The following is a 19,752-nucleotide window of genomic DNA, read 5'->3' on the forward strand; positions in this document are numbered from 1 at the left end:
GGTTACGCGGGTCGCCCCGCCTCGGCATCGCCGGCGGTGGGCTACTACGCCAAGCACAATGAGCAACAAAAGGCGCTGCTGGATGCGGCGTTCTCCAAGCTCAAGGGCTTTGTCCTGACCAAATGATCGTGGCCAGCATGGCGGCGCGCGAAGAGAGCGCGCCGCCATGTTTTTTGCCACCTGCCTTAAGCAAAAACGAATACATCAAGGAAATTCCAACCATGGCTATTGTTGACGTCAAGGTTCCGCAACTCTCTGAATCGGTTGCAGAAGCAACCATGCTGAACTGGAAGAAGAAGCCGGGCGAAGCGGTTGCCCAAGACGAAATCCTGATTGAAATCGAGACCGACAAAGTCGTGCTCGAAGTGCCGGCCCCGTCGGCTGGCGTGCTGTCGCAGATCATCCGCAACGACGGCGACACCGTGGTTGCCGACGAAGTGATCGCCAAGATCGACACCGAAGCCACCGCTGGCGCCGTCGCTCCCGCCGCTGCCGCCGCCCCGGCACCCGTGGCCGCCGCCCCGGCCGCCGCAGCCGCTCCGGCCGCAGCCGGCGCCGTGGCCATGCCTTCGGCAGCCAAGCTGATGGCCGAAGGCGGCCTGTCCGCCGGCCAGGTTGCTGGCACGGGCAAGGATGGCCGCATCACCAAGGGCGACGTGCTGGCCGCGACCGCTGCGCCCGCTCCCGCCCCGGCCGCCAAGGCAGCACCGGCTCCGGCCGCCGCCAAGCCGGCGCTGCAGCAGGTTGCCGCCCCGGTGGACTTCGCCGCCCTGGGCGACCGCCCGGAAGAACGCGTGCCGATGAGCCGCCTGCGCGCCCGTATCGCCGAGCGCCTGCTGCAATCGCAAAGCACCAACGCCATCCTCACCACCTTCAATGAAGTGAACATGAAGCCGGTGATGGACCTGCGTAACAAGTACAAGGACCGCTTCGAGAAGGAACACGGCGTGAAGCTGGGCTTCATGTCCTTCTTCGTCAAGGCCGCGGTCCACGCGCTGAAGAAGTTCCCGCTGATCAATGCCTCGATCGACGGCAACGACATCGTCTACCACGGCTACTTCGACATCGGTATCGCGGTGGGCTCGCCCCGTGGCCTGGTGGTGCCTATCCTGCGCAACGCCGACCAGATGAGCCTGGCCGAAATCGAGAAGAAGATCGCTGAGTTCGGCGCCAAGGCCCGCGATGGCAAGCTGTCGCTGGAAGAGCTGACCGGTGGTACGTTCTCGATCTCCAATGGCGGCACCTTCGGCTCGATGCTGTCGACCCCGATCATCAACCCGCCGCAATCCGCTATCCTGGGCGTGCACGCCACCAAGGACCGCCCGGTGGTGGAAGACGGCCAGATCGTGATCCGTCCGATGAACTACCTCGCCATGTCCTACGACCACCGCATCATCGATGGCCGCGAAGCCGTCCTGGGCCTGGTCGCCATGAAGGATGCGCTGGAAGATCCGGCACGCCTGCTGCTGGACCTGTAATCATCTGCAAAGCCTGAGGTCTTGTCCGCGTTCTTCCCGCCACCCTTCATCGGGTGCGGCGCGGGCATGATGGACCGAAGAGTTGAAGGTGGCCTGGCGGGCGATGTTGCCCCGCCGTGGCTGCAAAAGGAATCTCCATGAGCAAACAATTCGACGTGCTGGTGATCGGTGCCGGCCCCGGCGGCTACATTGCCGCCATCCGTGCCGGCCAGCTTGGCCTGAACGTGGCCTGCTGCGAAGGCAACGCCTACGATGATCCCAAGGACGAACCGCGCCTGGGCGGCACCTGCCTGAACGTGGGTTGCATCCCTTCCAAGGCACTGCTGGCTTCCTCGGAAGAGTTCGAGAACGTGCAGCATCACATCGCCGACCACGGCATCACCGTGGGTGACGTCAAGGTCGACGTGGCCAAGATGCTCAAGCGCAAGGACGATATCGTCGGCAAGATGACCAAGGGCATCGAGTTCCTGTTCCGCAAGAACAAGGTCACGCTGCTCAAGGGCTACGGCAAGTTCGTCGGCAAGACCGCCGAGGGCTTCCAGGTCGAGATCGCCGGCAAGGCCGGCGCCGAAGTCGTGACGGCCAAGCAGGTCATCGTTGCTACGGGTTCCAAGGCGCGTCACCTGCCGGGCGTCACGGTGGACAACGTGCTGGTCAGCGATAACGAAGGCGCGCTCAAGTTCGCCGGCGTGCCGAAGAAGCTGGGCGTGATCGGCGCCGGCGTGATCGGCCTCGAGCTGGGCTCCGTGTGGCGCCGCCTGGGTGCCGAAGTGACCGTGCTGGAAGCTTTGCCCGCATTCCTGGGCGCCGCCGACGAAGGCGTGGCCAAGGAAGCGCAGAAGCTGTTGGCCAAGCAAGGCCTGAAGTTCAGCCTGGGCGTGCAGGTCAATGAAGTCAAGACCGGCAAGGACAACGTCACCGTCAGCTACACCGACAAGGACGGCGCTGCCCAGACCCTGGAAGTCGATCGCCTGATCGTGTCGGTTGGCCGCGTGCCCAAAGGCCATTGGCCTGGCGGCCGACCAGCGCGGCTTCATCGAGGTGGACGACCACTGCGCGACCAAGGTGCCGGGCCTGTGGGCCATCGGCGACGTGGTGCGTGGCCCGATGCTGGCCCACAAGGCCGAGGACGAAGGCGTGGCCGTTGCCGAGCGCATCGCCGGCCAGAAGCCGCATATCGACTACAACTGCATTCCGTGGGTGATCTACACCTTCCCGGAAATCGCATGGGTGGGCAAGACCGAGCAGCAGCTCAAGGCCGAAGGCCGCGAGTACAAGTCCGGCCAGTTCCCGTTCATGGCCAACGGCCGTGCGCTGGGCATGGGGCATTCGGATGGCTTCGTCAAGATGCTGGCCGATGCCAAGACCGATGAGATCCTGGGCGTGCACGTGGTTGCAGCGAACGCGTCGGACCTGATCGCCGAAGCCGTGGTGGCGATGGAGTTCAAGGCCGCCAGCGAAGACATCGGCCGCACCTGCCATCCGCATCCGTCGATGTCGGAAGTCATGCGCGAAGCCGCACTGGCTGTCGACAAGCGCCAGCTCAATATGTAAGGCAGTAGCCTGAGTATTGTTCAGTACCGGCGCGCCGCTCCAGCGGCGCGCCGTTTTCGCTTTCGGGGCGGCAGGGGCAGGCTGCCCTGTCATGCGCCCCGATCCCCATTCAAGCCGATGCCTCCCGGCATCCAGCGCAAGCAGTCAGCATGAACGTCCATGAGTACTACGAGCAGGAACTGAAGCAACGCGGCTACACCTCGGATGAGGCGCAGTTGCGCGCCGTCGAGCGTCTGCAGCAATGCTATGACGAGTGGGTGGCCTACAAGGGCCGGCGCAGCAGCACGCTGAAAAAGCTGCTGGTGCACCCGGACGTGCCCAAGGGCGTGTACCTGTGGGGCGGGGTAGGGCGCGGCAAGTCCTTCCTGATGGACAGCTTCTATACCTGCGTGCCGGTGGTGCGCAAGACGCGGCTGCATTTCCATGAGTTCATGCGCGAGGTGCATCGCCAGCTCGAAGAGCTGCGTGGGCGCCCGGATCCGCTGGACGAGCTGGCCAAGCGCATCGCGCGGCGGTTCCGCCTGATCTGCTTCGATGAGTTCCACGTCAGCGACGTGGCCGATGCGATGATCCTGCACCGCCTGCTGCAGCAGATGTTCGAGAACGGCGTGCAGTTCGTGATGACGTCGAACTACCGGCCCGACCTGCTGTACCCGGACGGCCTGCACCGGGACCGCGTGCTGCCGGCGATCGCGCTGCTGCAGCACAAGCTCGACGTGCTCAATGTGGATGCCGGCATCGACTACCGCAAGCGCGCGCTCGAGCAGGTGGATGCCTATCACACGCCGCTGGGGCCCGAGGCCAGTTCGGCCCTGCGCCATGCCTTTACCGGCATTGCCGGCGTGGCCGACGAATCCCCCATCCTGCATATCGAGCACCGCGAGCTGCGCGCGCTGCGCAAGGCGGGCGGCGTGGTCTGGTTCGATTTCAATACGCTTTGTGGTGGTCCCCGCTCGCAGAACGACTACCTTGAGCTCGCCACCGAGTTCCACACGGTGATCCTCTCCGACGTGCCCAGGATGACGCCACGCATGTCGTCCGAGGCGCGGCGCTTCACTTGGCTGATCGACGTGTTCTACGACCACAAGGTCAAGCTGCTGATCTCGGCGGAAGTGCCGGCCGACGAACTTTACACCGAAGGCCAGATGGCCAACGAGTTCAGCCGCACGGTGTCGCGCATCATCGAGATGCAGTCGCGCGAATACCTGGAAGCGCCGCGCCGCACGGTCGATACCTCGCTGACCTGACGCTTTCCGCAAGCCCCTTCGGGCCGCCCGCTTGATCTGTATCAAGGCGGCTTGCCAGCGGGACTCTTACCATGCAATTGGTAAAAAAGAGTCCCGATGCAGCCTTCCCCAGCCCCAGCCCCAGCCTATTCCCTGCCCAATCCGCCACTTGCGCGTGCAAGCGGCGCGCCTGCGGCCGCCGGGCATGCGGGTTGTTTCCACTGCGGACAGCCGCTCGTGACCGGCGAGCCACCCTTGCACGCCAGCATCAACGGCGAGGAACAGGCCTTTTGCTGCGGTGGCTGCCAGGCCCTGGCGCAGACCCTGCACGCGGCCGGGTTCGGCCATTTGTACGGCGACCAAGCCCGCTTTGCTCGCCCCATCGACGACGCGGCGCGGCGCGAGGCCGAGCCGGTGTGGGCTGCCTATGACACCGAGGAATTGCGGGCCCAGTTCGTGCGCCCGCTGGACGAGCGCCGGGCCGAGATCACGCTGGCGCCGGAGAATATCCGCTGCGCCGCCTGCGCCTGGCTGATCGAGCAGCATCTGGGCAGCCTGCCCGGCGTGGAATCGGTGATCGCCAATGTGGCTACGCGCCGCGTGGTGGTGCGCTGGCGCGCGGCCGAGCAGCCTGTCTCAGCTTTGCTCGCGGCGCTGGCCGGCATCGGCTACCTGGCATGGCCGTTCGAGGTTTCGCGCTCGGACCGGCAGGAGCGCGTCGCACGCCGCGGCCTGCTGATGCGCATGGCGGTGGCCATGCTCGGCATGATGCAGGTGATGATGTACGCATGGCCCATCTACACCCATGAAGCCGCCATCGATCCGGGGCAGCTGCAACTGATGCGCTGGGCCAGCCTGGTGCTGACCCTGCCCGTGGTGCTGTACTCGGCCTCGCCGATCTTTGCCGGTGCGTGGCGCGGCCTCAGGCAGCGCCATCTGGGCATGGACGTGCCGGTGGCGCTGGGCGTGGGTGCGGGCTTTATCGCCAGCACCGTGGCGACGTTGCGCGGCACCGGCGAGGTGTACTTCGATTCCGTCACGATGTTCGTGGCCTTCCTGCTGCTGGCGCGCTACCTGGAGTTGCGCGTGCGCCAGGCCTCGCGCAGTGGCGCCGAGATGCTGGCGCGGCAGTTGCCCGCCACCTGCGAGCGCTTGCAGGCCGAAGGCGGCACGGGCGAGCGGGTGCCTGTGGCGCGGCTGCGCGCCGGCGACCTGATCCGCGTCAAGGCGGGCGAGGTGGTGCCGGCGGATGCCACGGTGATCGCCGGCACGAGTGAGCTCGACGAATCCATGCTGACCGGCGAGAGCCGGCCGGTGCCGCGCGGCATCGGCGACCCGGTGCTGGCAGGGTGCTTCAATACCACGAGCCCGCTTGAGCTGCGCGTGACCAAGGTGGGGGCGGGCACCCGGCTGGCGGAGATCGTCGCCGTGCTGGACCGCGCACTCGCCGAGAAGCCACGCCTGGCCACGGTGGCCGACCGCGTGGCGGGCTGGTTCGTCGCCATCCTGCTGGTACTGGCGGCTGTGACCGGTGCCGTCTGGTGGACCTGGATCGATCCCGCGCGCGCGTTGCTGGTGACGGTTGCCGTGCTCGTGGTGAGTTGCCCGTGCGCACTCTCGCTGGCCACGCCGGCGGCGCTGGCCGCGGCTGGAGCCGCGCTGTCGCGTCGCGGCTTGCTGCTCGCGCGCGGCCACGCGCTGGAGACCCTGGCCAGCGTCACGGACGTGATGCTCGACAAGACCGGCACGCTCACGCAAGGGTGTTTCGCGCTGGTGCGAACGCAGCCCTTGGGCGACGCCGATGCCGCCGCCAGCCTGGGTCTGGCCGCTGCCATGGAGCGCTCCGGCGAGCATCCTATCGCGCGGGGCATCGTGGTGGCCGCGCAGGCGCAAGGCCTTGCGCAGGATACGCGCGCCATCGGCGCCGTGCGCAATGTGCCAGGGCAGGGCCTTGAGGCCGAGGTGGATGGGCAGCGTTACCGGCTTGGCCGCCGGGAGTTCGTCGATGCGCTGTGCGGGCGCGGCAGCGCCGGCGTTGCGGATGCCGAGCTGGCTGGCAGCGAGCGCCGCGGCGCCACGCTGGTGTGGCTGGGCAGCGCCGCCGGCGCGCTGGCGGTGTTCGAGCTGGCCGATGTGGCGCGCGAGCAATCCACGCGCTTGCTCAGCGAGCTGCGCGCGCTCGGCGTGACCTGCCATCTCGTGTCTGGCGATACGCCCGCCACCGTTGGCTGGTGGGCCGATCATTTCCAGATCCCGCAACGCGAAGGCGGCGTCACGCCCGAGGGCAAGCGCGAGTACGTGGGGCGCCTGCAGCAAGCCGGTGCCGTGGTGCTGGCGGTGGGCGACGGCATCAACGATGCGCCGGTGCTGGCGCAGGCGCAGGTCTCGATCGCGATCGGCAGCGGTGCGCCGCTGGCGCAGGCAGGTGCCGACGCCGTGCTGACCCATGGCCGCGTGGCCGAGATCGCGAACGCGCTGAGGATGGCCCGCCGCACCCGCAGCGTGGTGCGCCAGAACCTGGCCTGGGCCTTCGCCTATAACGTGATCGCCATCCCGCTGGCGGCTACCGGCTATGTCACCGCCTGGATGGCAGGCATCGGCATGTCGGCGTCGTCGCTGCTGGTGGTGGCCAATGCCTGGCGCCTGCTGCGCGCCGGCAAGCCTGGAGACTGACGCATGGACATGCTCTACCTGCTGGTGCCGATGAGCCTGGTGCTGGTCGCGGTGATTGCCGGCGCGCTCTGGTGGGCGCTGCATGCCGGGCAATACGACGACCTCGACCGGCCCGGTGAGGCCATCCTGCTCGACAACGACAAGCCCTGACCAATCACGGCCACGCAGCCGCGCGCTCGCGCTCCTGTGTGGCCGTGTGTGCGGATGTGAGACGCCGATGCACCTGAGTTCCCATGCTTTCCGGTGCGCTTGATACAGATCAAGACGGTCGGCGCTCGCTTTTCCTACAGTCACAACATCAATTCATGTTTATCCAATCTGGGGGTCTGAATGGCTGTCACCGCCGCGTATTCTCGCGCCGACACCTTCAATTACGGCGTTGTGCGGCAGTTTGCCGTCATGACGGTAGTCTGGGGGATTGTCGGTATGGCCGTAGGCGTTTTGCTCGCGGCACAGTTGATCTGGCCGGAGCTGAATTTCAACACGCCATGGCTGTCCTTCGGGCGCCTGCGCCCGCTGCACACCAATGCGGTCATCTTCGCCTTCGGCGGCAGCGCGCTGTTCGCCACCTCCTACTACATCGTGCAGCGTACCTGCCAGGCGCGGCTGTTCTGCGGCCCGCTGGCGGCCTTCACGTTCTGGGGCTGGCAACTGGTGATCGTGGCCGCGGTCATCACGCTGCCCCTGGGCATCACCAGTTCGAAGGAGTACGCCGAGCTCGAATGGCCAATCGACATCCTGATCACGCTGGTCTGGGTGGCCTATGCCATCGTCTTCTTCGGCACCATCATGAAGCGCAAGACCCGGCATATCTACGTGGCCAACTGGTTCTTCGGCGCCTACATCCTGACCATCGCCATCCTGCATATCGTCAACAACGCCGAGATGCCGGTGGGCATGTGGAAGTCCTACTCGGCTTATGCCGGGGTGCAGGACGCCATGGTGCAGTGGTGGTACGGCCATAACGCGGTGGGCTTCTTCCTGACCACCAGCTTCCTGGGCATGATGTATTACTTCATCCCCAAGCAGGCCGGCCGCCCGATCTATTCCTACCGCCTGTCGATCGTTCACTTCTGGGCGCTCAACTTCACCTATATGTGGGCTGGCCCCCACCACCTGCAGTTCACGTCGCTGCCGGACTGGGCGCAGTCGCTGGGCATGGTGTTCTCGCTGATCCTGCTAGCGCCTTCGTGGGGCGGCATGATCAACGGCATCATGACCTTGTCGGGTGCCTGGCACAAGCTGCGCACCGATCCCATCCTCAAGTTCCTGGTGGTGGCGCTGTCCTTCTACGGCATGGCGACCTTCGAGGGTTCGATGATGTCGATCAAGACCGTCAACGCGCTGTCGCACTACACGGACTGGACCATCGGCCACGTGCACTCCGGCGCGCTGGGCTGGGTTGCGATGATCTCCATCGGCTCGCTCTACTACCTGATTCCGCGCCTGTTCGGCGAGAAGGAGATGTACAGCGTGCGCCTGATCGAGCTGCACTTCTGGATCGCCACCATCGGCGTGGTGCTGTACATCGCCTCGATGTGGATCGCCGGTGTGATGGAAGGCCTGATGTGGCGAGCCACCCAGCCTGACGGCACGCTGACCTACGCCTTCGTGGAAGCGGTCAAGGCCAAGTACCCGTTCTACCTGATCCGCTTGCTGGGTGGCTTGTGCTTCCTCTCCGGCATGCTGCTGATGGCATACAACGTGGCCAGGACCATCATCGGCAAGCCTGCCGTGGATGCACTGATCCCGACCAGCGTTTCCGCCTCCGCCCATTGATCATTCCAGGATAGAAACGATGTCCGAAAAACGAAGCTTCTTTACGCACGAGACCCTGGAGAAGAACATCGGCTGGCTGATCCTGTGCACCATCCTGGTGGTCAGCATCGCCGGGCTCGTCCAGATCGTGCCGCTGTTCTTCCAGCACTCCACCACCGAGCCCGACGCGGGGATCAAGCCGTACTCCGCGCTGCGCCTGATGGGCCGCGATATCTATATCCGCGAAGGCTGCGTGGGCTGCCATTCGCAGCAGGTGCGCACGCTGCAGGGCGACGTCGAACGCTATGGCCACTACTCGACGGCCGGCGAGTCGGTCTACGACCATCCCTTCCTGTGGGGTTCCAAGCGTACCGGTCCCGACCTGGCTCGCGTTGGCGGGCGCTACTCCGACGACTGGCAGCGCATCCACTTGCGCAATCCGCGCGACGTGGTGCCCGAGTCGGTGATGCCGTCCTACCCGTGGCTCGAGAAAACGCCGCTGCAGACCAACGATGTCCGCGACCGCATGCGTGCGCTGCGCCGCCTCGGCGTGCCCTACACCGATGCCGAGATCGAGCAGGCGCCCGCCACGCTGGCCGGCAAGACCGAGGAAGACGCGATGGTCGCCTACCTGCAAGAGCTTGGCATCGCCAAGCGCAATGTGCGCGTCGACGCCGCGGTTGCGGCGCAGCCCGCGGCCACGCCCGCCAAGGAGTAAGCCATGGCAATGATCACCGCGTTCTCCACCGTGGTTTCGATGGCTGCCTTCATCGCGATCTGCTGGTGGGCCTGGTCGTCCGGGCGCAAGGCTGCCAACCAGGAGTCGGCCATGCTGCCGTTCGCCTTGCCCGACGAGCCGCTGGCCGCACGCCAAGACGCCAGGCCCGATGCCGGCCACCGCATCGCGCGTCATGCCCACGGCGCAAACAACACCACGCAGGAACACTGAGTCATGAGCGACTTCTTCACGGATTTCTGGAGCTACTACATTGCCGCCATCGCGCTGGTCGGCATCGTCTGGTGCGTGTGGCTGCTGTTCTCCCAGCGCAAGGTCACCAAGGTTGTGGGCGCGCCTGAGGACACCGGCCACGTGTGGGACGGCGACCTGCGCGAGCTGAACAACCCGCTGCCACGCTGGTGGATGTGGATGTTCCTGCTGGCATGCATCTTTGGCCTTGGTTACCTGGTGCTGTATCCCGGTCTGGGTTCCTATGCCGGCGTGCTCAAGACCTCCAGCCGGGTTGAGCTGGAGGCGCACCGCCAGGCAGCCGAACAACTGCAGCGCGACGTCTATGGCAAGTACATGCAGATGGACGTCAAGCAGGTGGCGGCCGACCCGGCGGCGCGCGAGATCGGGCAGCGCCTGTTTCTCAACTACTGCGCGCAATGCCATGGCTCCGACGCCCGCGGCAGCCGCGGCTTTCCCAACCTGACGGACAACGACTGGCTGTATGGCGGGGAACCCGACACCATCACGCAGACCATCACCAAGGGCCGCAACGGCGTGATGCCGTCGTTCGCTTCGACCATCGACGGCAAGCTCGCCGGCGACGTGGCGCAATATGCGCGCTCGCTGTCCGGCCTGTCTTACGATCCGATCCGCGCCTCGCGGGGCGAGAGCACGTTCAAGTCCACCTGCGCGGCCTGCCACGGCTCCACCGGCAAGGGCAACCAGGCGCTCGGCGCGCCTAACCTGTCCGATCGCGTCTGGCTGTATGGCAGCTCGGAGGCGAATATTGTCGACGCGATCCTCAAGGGCCATAACAACCATATGCCCGCGCACGAGGAGATCCTTACGCCCGAGCGCATCCGCATGTTGACGGCCTATGTCTGGGGGCTGTCCAACACCGGCGGCGGTGCAGGCGAGGGGGGCAGGCAATGAGCCACCACGCTTGTGCTTGTCAGCCGGGCCCGCGCCGCGGCGGGGGTGTTCGCCCATGAACGCCCCCGGACCGGAGCCGCTTGAAAGGAACGGGGCCGCGTGGGCGCCGCTGCGAGCGCCCACACCTGCCTCGGCGGACGCGGAAACGTCGGACGAGACCCTGTACGAAGTCCGCCGCAAGATCTATCCGCGCTCGGTGTCGGGCGCATTCTCGAGCTGGCGGGTCTGGATGGTGGTCCTGACCCAGCTGTTCTTCTATGGCATGCCCTGGCTGCAGTGGAATGGCCGCCAGGCCATGTTGTTCGATCTCGGCGCGCGCAAGTTCTATATATTCGGCCTGGTGCTGTGGCCCCAGGACGTGATCTACCTTGCCGTGCTGCTGGTGATCTCCGCGGTGTCGCTGTTTCTCTTCACGGCGATCGCAGGGCGGCTGTTCTGCGGCTATGCGTGTCCGCAAACGGTGTACACCGAGATCTTCATGTGGATCGAGCGGCATGTGGAAGGCGACCGCTTTGCCCGCATCCGCCTGGACGGCGATCCTTGGAGCGTGCGCAAGCTGCGCCTGAAGGCCACCAAGCACACGCTCTGGATCGTGATCGCGCTATGGACGGGCTTTACCTTCGTCGGCTATTTCTCGCCCATTCGCACGCTCGGCGCGCAGGTGCTGAGCCTCTCGCTGGGTCCGTGGCAGACGTTTTGGATGCTGTTTTACTCGTTTGCCACCTGGGGCAACGCCGGCTTCATGCGCGAGCAGGTTTGCAAGTACATGTGTCCGTATGCACGCTTCCAGAGCGTGATGGTCGATCGCGACACCTATGTGGTCACTTATGACGTGGGCCGCGGCGAGCCGCGCGGCAGCCGTTCGCGCAAGGCGGACCACAAGGCCGCCGGGCTGGGCTCGTGCGTGAATTGCAGCATCTGCGTGCAGGTCTGTCCTACTGGCATCGATATCCGTGATGGACTGCAGTACGACTGCATTGGCTGCGGCGCCTGTATCGACGCCTGCAACCAAGTCATGGACAAGATGGCTTACCCGCGCGGGCTGATCCGCTATACGTCTGAGAACGCCATGCGCAGCGCGCTCTCCGAGACCGTGGCGCGCAAGCGCCTGGTGCGGCCGCGCACGGTGATCTACTCGGTGATCTGGCTGGCGCTGGTCGCCGGCTTCATGGCCTCGCTGGCCATGCGCACGCCGCTCAAGGTCGATATCATCCGCGACCGCGGCGCGCTGGGGCGGGAAGTGGAAGGGCGCTGGATCGAGAACGTGTATCGGCTGCAACTAATCAACACGACCGAGGCGCCAATGCGCGTCGCCGTCAGCGCGGGCAGCGATGAGCTCAAGGGCCTGGCCGTGGAATATGATCACGCTGCCGGCAACCTGGAGCCCACGTCCAATCGCCTGATTCCCATCCGGGTGCGCGTGCCGATCGAGTCCGCGGCGCAGGGCACGCACAAGATCGAGGTCACAGTGACCGCGGTGCCCGACGAGGGCGCGGGGAGCCATGGCGCGGAGATTCGCCAGAGCACCAGCTTTATCGTGCCGCGCAATCTGTGAGGCGCCAGGGGACACTGGATGCACCAATCCATACGCAACAGACGCGAACTAGATCTAGAGGAGGCCAGATGACGCAGCAAAGCAATCCTTGGTGGAAGGAGCCGTGGCCGTGGCTGCTGATGAGCGGGCCATTGGTGGCGATGGTGGCTTGCGGGGTCACGATCTGGCTGGCGATGACCCATCCGGACCCGCCCATTGAAGAGGGCGTGTCGCGGCACGGCCTGGTGGTCGAGAAGGCGGGCAGCGCGGCACGCCAGGCAGCGCCGGTTGCGGCGCAAGCGAGGTGATCATGAGACTGCGCTGGCTGATGTGGGTGCTGTGGCCCGCTTTCCTGGTTGCCGGGCTGACGACCGCGCTGGTGTTTTCCATGGTGGACCCCGGCGACCTGCGCTTCTTCGGCCAGCCGGTCGAGGCGTCGCGGGAGGCGGTCTACACGGTGGGATTCCTGATCGCGTGGGTGCTTTGCTCCTTGTCGAGCGGCTTGACGCTATACACCATGCCCACGCGGCTGGCGGACACGGACGAGCTCGAATGAGCGCGGTGCGCGCCTTGCCGGTTCAGGCCAGGGGGCGCGGCATCGCGGCTAGCGGCCGCGGGCGAAGGTGGCCCGCGACGTGCACGTCAGCAAGACTTGTTGACGATCTGCTTGATCCCCACCATGTCGACCAGCTTGACGTGGCGCTGGCGGATCTGGATCAGGCCGGCTTCCGCAAAGCGCGAGAACAGGCGGCTGACGGTTTCGAGCTTGAGTCCCAGGTAGCTGCCGATCTCCTCGCGGCTCATGCGCAGCACGAACTCGGAGGCCGAATAGCCGCGCGCGGACAAGCGCTCGGACAGGTTGATCAGGAAAGCGGCGAGCCGCTCCTCGGCGCGCATCGAGCCGAGCGTGATCAGCATGACCTGATCCTGGGAGATCTCCTTGCTCATCAGCCGCATGAACTGATGCTGCAGGGAAGGCAGGACGTTGGACAACGACTGGAGATCGCCGAAGCGAACCACGCAGACTTCGGTATCCTCCAGCGCGGTGGCGTCCGATGCGTGCTGCATCTCGCCGAGGCCGTCGAGGCCGACGACTTCACCAGGGAGGTGGAAGCCCGTGATCTGCGAGCGGCCGTCTTCCATCGTCAGGTGGGTCTTGAGCGTGCCGAAGCGGATCGCATAGACAGCGGTGAGAGGGTCGCCGAGGCGGTACAGGGTTTCGCCCTTGCGTACGCGCACCCGGTCCTGCACCAGCGTATCCATCTTTACGAGGTCCTGCTGTGTCATGCCGACGGGCAGGCAGAGCTGCCCGAGCGAGCATGTGGAGCAGCGGGGCGACATCTCGGTAATGGGAATGGAGGTGAGCAATTGAGGCCTGTCGGTTTAGCGCAGTCAACCAAGCGCGGTGTGGCAGGCGCATTGAGTTGAGAGCTTGACGTTGAAAGTCGTCGGTTGGAAGCGCTATCCACATTGGCCTGGCGCGCGGGTCTGTCGGCGGTGCGCTATCTGTGCAGCGCAGCCTGCCGTGCCCGTCGTCATGTTTTGCGAGCGCGCGAACTGGCGCGGGCGCTAGGCTTCATGTCGATAGCGCCTCTTGAAGCTGCGGGGGCGCGTTGGGCGCATTTTACCGCGCCGGACGTTGCGATTGTGTGATTGGGAGGAGAAGTTGACCATAGGCGTGCTTATCAGCGTATTTACCCTGGCTTTGCTGGGCGGTGTGCACTGCGCCGCCATGTGCGGCGGGATCGCGCTGGCCGCCGAGCAGGGGGGCGTTGCGCGCGTGCCGGCCACGGTGCTCCGGCGGCCTGCTCATTGGCTGCTGGAACTACTCGTGATGCACGCCGGGCGGCTCAGCATGTATGCCGTGCTGGGGGCCTTGCTGGGCGCCCTGGGCGCCGGCGTCTGGGGGGCGCAGTACCTGCCGCTGCAGCGCTGGCTGTTTGGCGTTGGCAGCGTGATGCTGGTGTTGTCGGGCCTGTGGATGCTGCGCGGGCGCACCGTAGGCGCTGGCTGGCTGGAGCGGCTCGCCGCCAGGGGCGCGGGCGCCTTGCTGCGTGCCCTTGGCGCCGTCGGGGCGCGCTTGCCGGCCGTTGTCCTGCGGCAGGGGCAGGGGCGGTTGTTGCGCCGCTACGGGATGGGGCTGGCCTGGGGGCTGGTGCCGTGCGGCATGGTGTACGGTGCCCTTGCCATGGCGTTGCTGGCGGGCAACGCCGCGTCGGGCGCGCTGGTGATGGCCGTGTTCGGCCTGGGCACCCTGCCGAACCTGCTGGTGATCTCGGGCCTGTCAGGCTATCTCAGGCAGCTTTCACGCCGCCCGGCGGTGCGGACCGGTGCTGGCCTCGCGGTCACGGCTTTCATCCGTATTTCTTGCACCCGGCGCGTTCGATGATAAACGCCGCGCCGGACAGGTCCGCCACATCAGGGGGAAGGCGCGACGCAAGGGCTCCGTCGACTGGCAGGTAAAGCCGGTGGCCGGGCGATCTCCTGCCGGTCAGGTCCGGCACCCGATGCAATAAAAGAAAGCGCACGGCTGGCATGCAACAAGCATGCGGTTGGCTGCGCGGCCAGATGGCGGTGGCAATCCCTACCGCTGAACCCGCAATCTCCAGTGCGCCCGGGATCAATCGGGGCGCAGGTGCAAAGACAGGCTGCACGCAATCAACATGAATACCCAAGAGGCGAAGATCGTCCTCGAGACCGCGCTGATCTGCGCGCAGGAGCCCTTGCGCGTCAATGACTTGCGCCGGCTGTTTGCCGACGACGTTGGTGCCGACACCATTCGCGTGCTGCTCGAAGAGCTGCGCCGGGACTGGGAGCAACGCGGCGTGGAACTCGTGGCATTGGCCAGTGGCTGGCGTTTTCAGAGCCGCCCGGACATGCGCGAATACCTGGACCGGCTCAATCCCGAGAAGCCGCCCAAATACTCCCGCGCCGTCATGGAGACGCTGGCGATCATTGCCTACCGGCAACCGGTCACGCGGGGCGATATCGAGGAAATCCGCGGCGTCGCGGTCAGCACCGAGGTCGTGAAGAAGCTCGAGGACCGCAGCTGGATTGAGGTGATCGGCCACCGCGACGTGCCGGGGCGGCCGGCGCTTTATGCCACCACCAAGAATTTCCTGGATGACCTTGGGCTGCGCACGCTCGATGAACTGCCGCCGCTGGAGGACATCCAGGCCCAGGCGCAGGTCGCGCTGCTGAACCAGGAGCCGATCGATTTCGAGGCGCTGGGCGCGGTGCCGGACGGTAGCGACGAAGAGGCCTTCGCGGAACCTGGCGATGACCAGGCTGCAGCTACCGCAGAGGTTGCGGCCGACGCTGCAGAGGGTGAAGCGCCCGGTCCCGAGTCGGTTGCAGCCGATGTGCTTGCGGCAGGTGCCGCGGATAGCATCGCCGATCTGGTGGATGCGTTTGAAAAGAAGGAAGCCCTGGTCCAAGCGGAGGCTGGGTTCACCCCCGAGGCCGGGGCCGAGGCTGAAGTGGCGGCAATACCTGAGCCAGACAGTGAGCCAGGGAGCGAGCCGGTGTGCGCCGAGCCCGCCGGCGCACGGCTTGACGACACAGCCGCGGAGCAAGCCGTCGAAGACGGTGAAACCAATGAGCAAACGGACACGCCCGCCGACGGTTACCACGTGCAAGTGGCCTCCGGCGAGCAGCAGTCCGAAGTCCCGGGGGCGTCCAAGACGAATCCGGCGCACCCCAGCGAGCACGACGAGCACGACCAGCGCGTGTCCAACTGAACACCATGCAACATCCGAATGTGAATAACTTGTCCGATTCTGATCAAGACGTCCGCCAGGCGGATACGCCGGCCGGCGATGCCGGCAATGGCGCCGAAGGTGGCGCCGGGGCCGATGGCGCGCCGCGCCGCAAGGGCCTGCGCCGTGGCCTGCGCAATCTGGTGGCCACGCGACGCCAGGCCGCGCAGGACCGCGATGGCGGCCGTGCCGCGGACGGCGAGACAGCAGCCCTAGCGGGCGGCTCCGACGCGGGCGCCGCGCAAGACGCGCGTGGCGACGGCGCAAGGAGGGGGCGTACGCGCGGCAAGCGCAAGCCCGCCGAAGGCGAGGTCGTGCAGGCCGGCGAGCAGCAGGGCGAACGCCCGGCGCCGCGAGGCCGCCGCAACTTCAGCGGTGACAACGCCGAAGGCACCGGCGAAGCTGGCGGCGAAGCCACGGGCGAGCGCCAGCGCGACGGCGCGCATGCCAACCAGAATGCCCGCAAGCGCAAGCCGCAGCAGGGCCAGCAGCAAGGCGCGGCCCGTCGCGGTGGCGCCGAGGGGCAGCAAGGCGGCCCGCGCCAGCAAGGCAAGGGCAACAAGGGCAAGGGCGGCGCGCAGCGTCCGGCCGCGGGTGTGCCCGAAAAGGCGCCCGCCGTCGCCGCGAGCGGTGAAGATCTTTTCCGCTTCGTCATTTCCGGTCAGTACGACCAGGAAGAATCGAGCGGCCCGCAAGCCCGGGTCAAGCCGGTGCGCGAGCTGTCGGCAGACGACGATGCGCCCAAGCTGCACAAGGTGCTTGCCGAGGGCGGACTGGGCTCGCGCCGGGAAATGGAAGAGCTGATCCTGCAGGGCCGGGTTTCGGTCAATGGCCTGCCTGCCCACATCGGCCAGCGTATCCTGCCGGCTGACCAGGTCCGTGTGAATGGCAAGCTGATCCACCGCCGTGTGTCGTCCAAGCCGCCGCGCGTGCTGCTTTATCACAAGCCGTCCGGCGAGATCGTCAGCCAGTCGGACCCGGAAGGCCGTCCGACCGTGTTTGATAGCCTGCCGCGCATCAAGGCAGGGAAGTGGGTGGCCGTGGGCCGCCTCGACTTCAACACCGAGGGCTTGCTGATCTTTACGTCCTCGGGCGATATCGCTAACAAGTTCATGCATCCGCGCTACGGCGTGGAGCGCGAATATGCGGTGCGTACGCTGGGCGAGCTGGCCGAGGCCGATCGCCAGCGCCTGCTGCATGGCATCAAGCTCGATGACGGCGAGGCCAATTTCCTGCGCATCGCGGACGGTGGTGGTGAAGGCATCAACCACTGGTACCACGTGGCGCTGACCGAAGGCCGCAACCGCGAAGTGCGCCGCATGTTTGAGGCTGTGGGCCTGACCGTGTCGCGCCTGATCCGTACCCGCTATGGCCAGTTCCTGCTGCCGCGCGGCTTGAAGCGCGGCCGCTGGCAGGAACTCGCGGCCGACGACGTGCGCGCGCTGATGGCATCCATCGGGCTGAAGGCACCGTCCAAGGGCGATAGCGGTCCCCGGGGTGGCAGCAAGGTCGGTGGCCGCCAGCAACGCGCCGAGGCAGCCATTGCCGGCATGCCCATGCCGACCGGCATGGACGGCCTGCCGCGCGTCAACCGCGGCAACGGCCCGCGCGGCAGTGGCGCCGGCCGCGGTCAGCCGGATCCGATGCAAACCTCGATGGGCTACATCGGTGGCCCGACCCTGCTGACGTCGCACACCACGAAGCTGGGCGGTGGCGGCGCGGGCTCCCCCCGCGGCCCTGGTGGCCCGAATCGCGGTGGCCGCAGCGGTATTTTTTTTTGCTTCGCCCGTTTCGTGTGCTTGCCGTGTTGCGCGGCGCGCCGGTCGGGATGACTGGCAGGCAAGCTGGCTGAAGCCGTCAACCACGACGGCCGTGCCGATGGGCTGGGTCTGCCACGGTATTGATGGCCATTATTCGGGAATACAGTGCATCTGGCAGATTTGATCGAAACCACCTCCAGGCGGACTCATGCGCGTCTACATCGATCAGCCTGAAACCGGCATCGTCATTGAGGATTGCGAGAAGGTAAGCCGTCAGCTTACCCACGTGCTCACGGTCGAGAATATCGACTACGAGCGCCTCGAAGTGTCCTCGCCGGGGCTGGACCGGCCGCTCAAGAAACTGGCTGACTTCGTCCGCTTCGCGGGCCAGGAGGCCAGGGTTACCTTGCGCCTTCCGGTCAATGGCCAGAAGAATTTCGTCGGCATCCTGCAGACGCCTACCGGTGAGCCGGGGGCGGAGCAGATTGGCCTCGAGTTCGAAGGCCAGAACGGTACGGCGCTGCTGGAATTCACCATATCCGATGTTGATCGCGCACGCCTGGTGCCGGTGATCGACTTCAAAGGAAATCAGAAAAAAGGGAACAAGCAATGAGCCGCGAAGTTCTGTTGCTCGTCGATGCGCTTGCGCGTGAGAAGAACGTCGACAAGGATGTGGTATTCGGTGCGCTGGAAGCGGCACTCGCTTCGGCAACCAAGAAGCGTTTCGAGGAAGACGTGGATATTCGCGTCGCGATCGATCGTGAGTCCGGTGAGCACGAGACGTTCCGCCGCTGGCTTGTAGTCCCCGATGAACAGGGCCTGCAGGAGCCGGACAAGCAAATCCTCATGTTCGAGGCGCGCGAGCAGGATCCCGAGATCCAGCTGGATGAATTCGTCGAAGAGCAGATCGAGTCGGTCGAGTTCGGCCGTATCGGTGCGCAAGCCGCCAAGCAGGTGATCCTGCAGAAGATCCGCGACGCCGAGCGCGAGCAGATCCTCAACGATTACCTGGATCGTGGCGAAAAGGTCATGACCGGCACGGTCAAGCGTGCCGACAAGAAGGGCTTGATCGTCGAGTCGGGCCGCGTGGAAGCGTTGCTGGCTCGCGACCAGATCATCCCCAAGGAAAACCTGCGCACCGGCGACCGTGTCCGCGCATATATCCTGAATGTGGATCGCACCGCACGCGGTCCGCAGATCGAGCTCTCGCGCACCGCGCCGGAGTTCCTGATCAAGCTGTTCGAGAATGAAGTGCCGGAGATGGAGCAGGGCCTGCTGGAAATCAAGGCGGCCGCTCGCGACCCCGGCGTGCGCGCCAAGATCGCCGTAGTGGCGCATGACAAGCGTATCGATCCGATCGGTACCTGTGTCGGCGTGCGCGGCACGCGGGTGACCGCGGTGCGTAACGAGATTGGCGGCGAAGCGGTCGACATCGTGCTGTGGTCGGAAGACCCGGCGCAGTTCGTGATTGGCGCCCTGGCGCCGGCACAGGTACAGTCGATCGTTGTAGACGAAGAAAAGCACAGCATGGACGTGGTGGTCGACGAGGAAAACCTCGCCGTCGCCATCGGCCGCAGTGGTCAGAACGTACGCCTGGCGTCCGAGCTGACCGGCTGGCAGATCAACATCATGACGCAGGAAGAATCGGCGCAGAAGCAAGCCGAGGAAAGCGCCGTGGTGCGCAAGTTGTTCATGGCCAAGCTGGACGTGGACGAAGAAGTGGCTGACATCTTGATCGACGAAGGATTCTCCACGCTGGAAGAAGTGGCCTACGTGCCCATCAGCGAGATGTTGGAGATCGATGCATTCGATGAAGATACCGTCAACGAGCTGCGCAACCGCGCCCGCGATGCGCTCTTGACGATGGAACTGGCCCGGGAAGAAAAGGTGGAAGAGGTGTCGCAGGATCTGCGTTCGCTCGACGGCCTGACCCCGGAACTGATCGGCAAGCTGGCCGAAGGCAATATCCACACGCGTGACGAACTGGCCGAGTTGGCCGTCGACGAACTTGTCGACATGGTTGGTCTTGGCGAGGATGATGCCCGCGCGCTGATCATGAAAGCACGGGAACATTGGTTTAACTGAGGGACACGCTCACGTAGTGCTTTTCCAGACTGCTTGAGCGCGCA

At 65.7% G+C, this 19,752-nt stretch carries 17 protein-coding genes and 2 pseudogenes; 18 read left to right on the forward strand and 1 reads right to left on the reverse strand.

Going from position 1 to position 19,752, the window contains the following annotated elements; genetic code table 11:
- The 13 genes and pseudogenes from OR16_RS48480 to OR16_RS28820 form a co-directional block, all read left to right on the forward strand.
- Positions 1–126 (forward strand): 2-oxoglutarate dehydrogenase E1 component (locus tag OR16_RS48480; protein WP_006162063.1); only part of this gene is annotated, 126 nt, incomplete at its 5' end.
- A gap of 95 nt (positions 127–221) precedes the next feature.
- Positions 222–1,478, forward strand: a complete 1,257-nt coding sequence (gene odhB, locus OR16_RS28765) for a 2-oxoglutarate dehydrogenase complex dihydrolipoyllysine-residue succinyltransferase (protein ID WP_006162064.1) — start codon at positions 222–224, stop codon at positions 1,476–1,478.
- A 137-nt stretch (positions 1,479–1,615) separates the two neighbouring features.
- Positions 1,616–3,032, forward strand: a pseudogene (lpdA, locus tag OR16_RS28770) (dihydrolipoyl dehydrogenase).
- Between the two features lie 149 nt (positions 3,033–3,181).
- Positions 3,182–4,279 carry a cell division protein ZapE gene (zapE, locus tag OR16_RS28775; protein ID WP_006162065.1) on the forward strand — a complete coding sequence of 366 codons (1,098 nt, stop codon included), beginning with the start codon at positions 3,182–3,184 and terminating at the stop codon, positions 4,277–4,279.
- 96 nt (positions 4,280–4,375) lie between these two features.
- Entirely contained in the window at positions 4,376–6,931 is a 2,556-nt protein-coding gene (locus OR16_RS28780) for a heavy metal translocating P-type ATPase (RefSeq protein WP_043421570.1), read from the forward strand.
- Positions 6,932–6,934: 3 nt separating this feature from the next.
- Entirely contained in the window at positions 6,935–7,081 is a 147-nt protein-coding gene (gene ccoS / locus OR16_RS28785) for a cbb3-type cytochrome oxidase assembly protein CcoS (RefSeq protein ID WP_006162067.1), read from the forward strand.
- 180 nt (positions 7,082–7,261) lie between these two features.
- Entirely contained in the window at positions 7,262–8,710 is a 1,449-nt protein-coding gene (gene ccoN, locus OR16_RS28790) for a cytochrome-c oxidase, cbb3-type subunit I (protein WP_006162068.1), read from the forward strand.
- Between the two features lie 19 nt (positions 8,711–8,729).
- The gene (gene ccoO, locus OR16_RS28795; protein ID WP_006162069.1) at positions 8,730–9,407 is read left to right on the forward strand and encodes a cytochrome-c oxidase, cbb3-type subunit II; all 678 of its coding nucleotides are present in this window, start codon (positions 8,730–8,732) and stop codon (positions 9,405–9,407) included.
- 3 nt (positions 9,408–9,410) lie between these two features.
- Positions 9,411–9,545, forward strand: a pseudogene (locus OR16_RS48485) (cbb3-type cytochrome oxidase subunit 3); the annotation flags it as partial.
- A 96-nt stretch (positions 9,546–9,641) separates the two neighbouring features.
- Positions 9,642–10,571, forward strand: a complete 930-nt coding sequence (gene ccoP, locus OR16_RS28805) for a cytochrome-c oxidase, cbb3-type subunit III (RefSeq protein WP_006162071.1) — start codon at positions 9,642–9,644, stop codon at positions 10,569–10,571.
- Between the two features lie 55 nt (positions 10,572–10,626).
- Positions 10,627–12,126 carry a cytochrome c oxidase accessory protein CcoG gene (gene ccoG, locus OR16_RS28810; RefSeq protein ID WP_006162072.1) on the forward strand — a complete coding sequence of 500 codons (1,500 nt, stop codon included), beginning with the start codon at positions 10,627–10,629 and terminating at the stop codon, positions 12,124–12,126.
- Positions 12,127–12,194: 68 nt separating this feature from the next.
- On the forward strand, positions 12,195–12,413 hold the full coding sequence (locus tag OR16_RS28815) for a FixH family protein (protein ID WP_006162074.1): 219 nt from the start codon (positions 12,195–12,197) through the stop codon (positions 12,411–12,413).
- Positions 12,414–12,415: 2 nt separating this feature from the next.
- Positions 12,416–12,661, forward strand: coding sequence for a hypothetical protein (locus OR16_RS28820; RefSeq protein ID WP_043421572.1), 246 nt, complete (start codon positions 12,416–12,418; stop codon positions 12,659–12,661).
- An 86-nt stretch (positions 12,662–12,747) separates the two neighbouring features.
- On the opposite strand, the gene fnr is transcribed toward OR16_RS28820, so the two are convergent.
- The gene (fnr, locus tag OR16_RS28825; protein WP_006162077.1) at positions 12,748–13,473 is read right to left on the reverse strand and encodes a fumarate/nitrate reduction transcriptional regulator Fnr; all 726 of its coding nucleotides are present in this window, start codon (positions 13,471–13,473) and stop codon (positions 12,748–12,750) included.
- A 298-nt stretch (positions 13,474–13,771) separates the two neighbouring features.
- On the opposite strand from fnr, the gene OR16_RS28830 reads away from it, so the two are divergent.
- From OR16_RS28830 to nusA, 5 genes are all read left to right on the forward strand, one after another.
- Positions 13,772–14,494 (forward strand): sulfite exporter TauE/SafE family protein, encoded by a 723-nt coding sequence (locus OR16_RS28830; RefSeq protein WP_081488915.1) that lies wholly within the window; start codon positions 13,772–13,774, stop codon positions 14,492–14,494.
- Positions 14,495–14,768: 274 nt separating this feature from the next.
- Positions 14,769–15,845 carry an SMC-Scp complex subunit ScpB gene (gene scpB / locus OR16_RS28835; RefSeq protein ID WP_006162080.1) on the forward strand — a complete coding sequence of 359 codons (1,077 nt, stop codon included), beginning with the start codon at positions 14,769–14,771 and terminating at the stop codon, positions 15,843–15,845.
- Between the two features lie 5 nt (positions 15,846–15,850).
- Positions 15,851–17,695, forward strand: coding sequence for a 23S rRNA pseudouridine(2605) synthase RluB (rluB, locus tag OR16_RS28840; protein WP_006162081.1), 1,845 nt, complete (start codon positions 15,851–15,853; stop codon positions 17,693–17,695).
- A gap of 136 nt (positions 17,696–17,831) precedes the next feature.
- A complete protein-coding gene (rimP, locus tag OR16_RS28845; RefSeq protein ID WP_006162082.1) occupies positions 17,832–18,236 on the forward strand; it encodes a ribosome maturation factor RimP in 405 nt (134 codons plus the stop codon).
- A complete protein-coding gene (gene nusA / locus OR16_RS28850) occupies positions 18,233–19,708 on the forward strand; it encodes a transcription termination factor NusA (RefSeq protein WP_006162083.1) in 1,476 nt (491 codons plus the stop codon). Before rimP ends, nusA begins: the two co-directional genes overlap by 4 nt.
- Positions 19,709–19,752: the final 44 nt, after the last annotated feature.

The sequence above is a fragment of the Cupriavidus basilensis OR16 genome (genome assembly GCF_000243095.1).
GTDB classification, from domain to species: Bacteria; Pseudomonadota; Gammaproteobacteria; order Burkholderiales; family Burkholderiaceae; genus Cupriavidus; species Cupriavidus basilensis_D.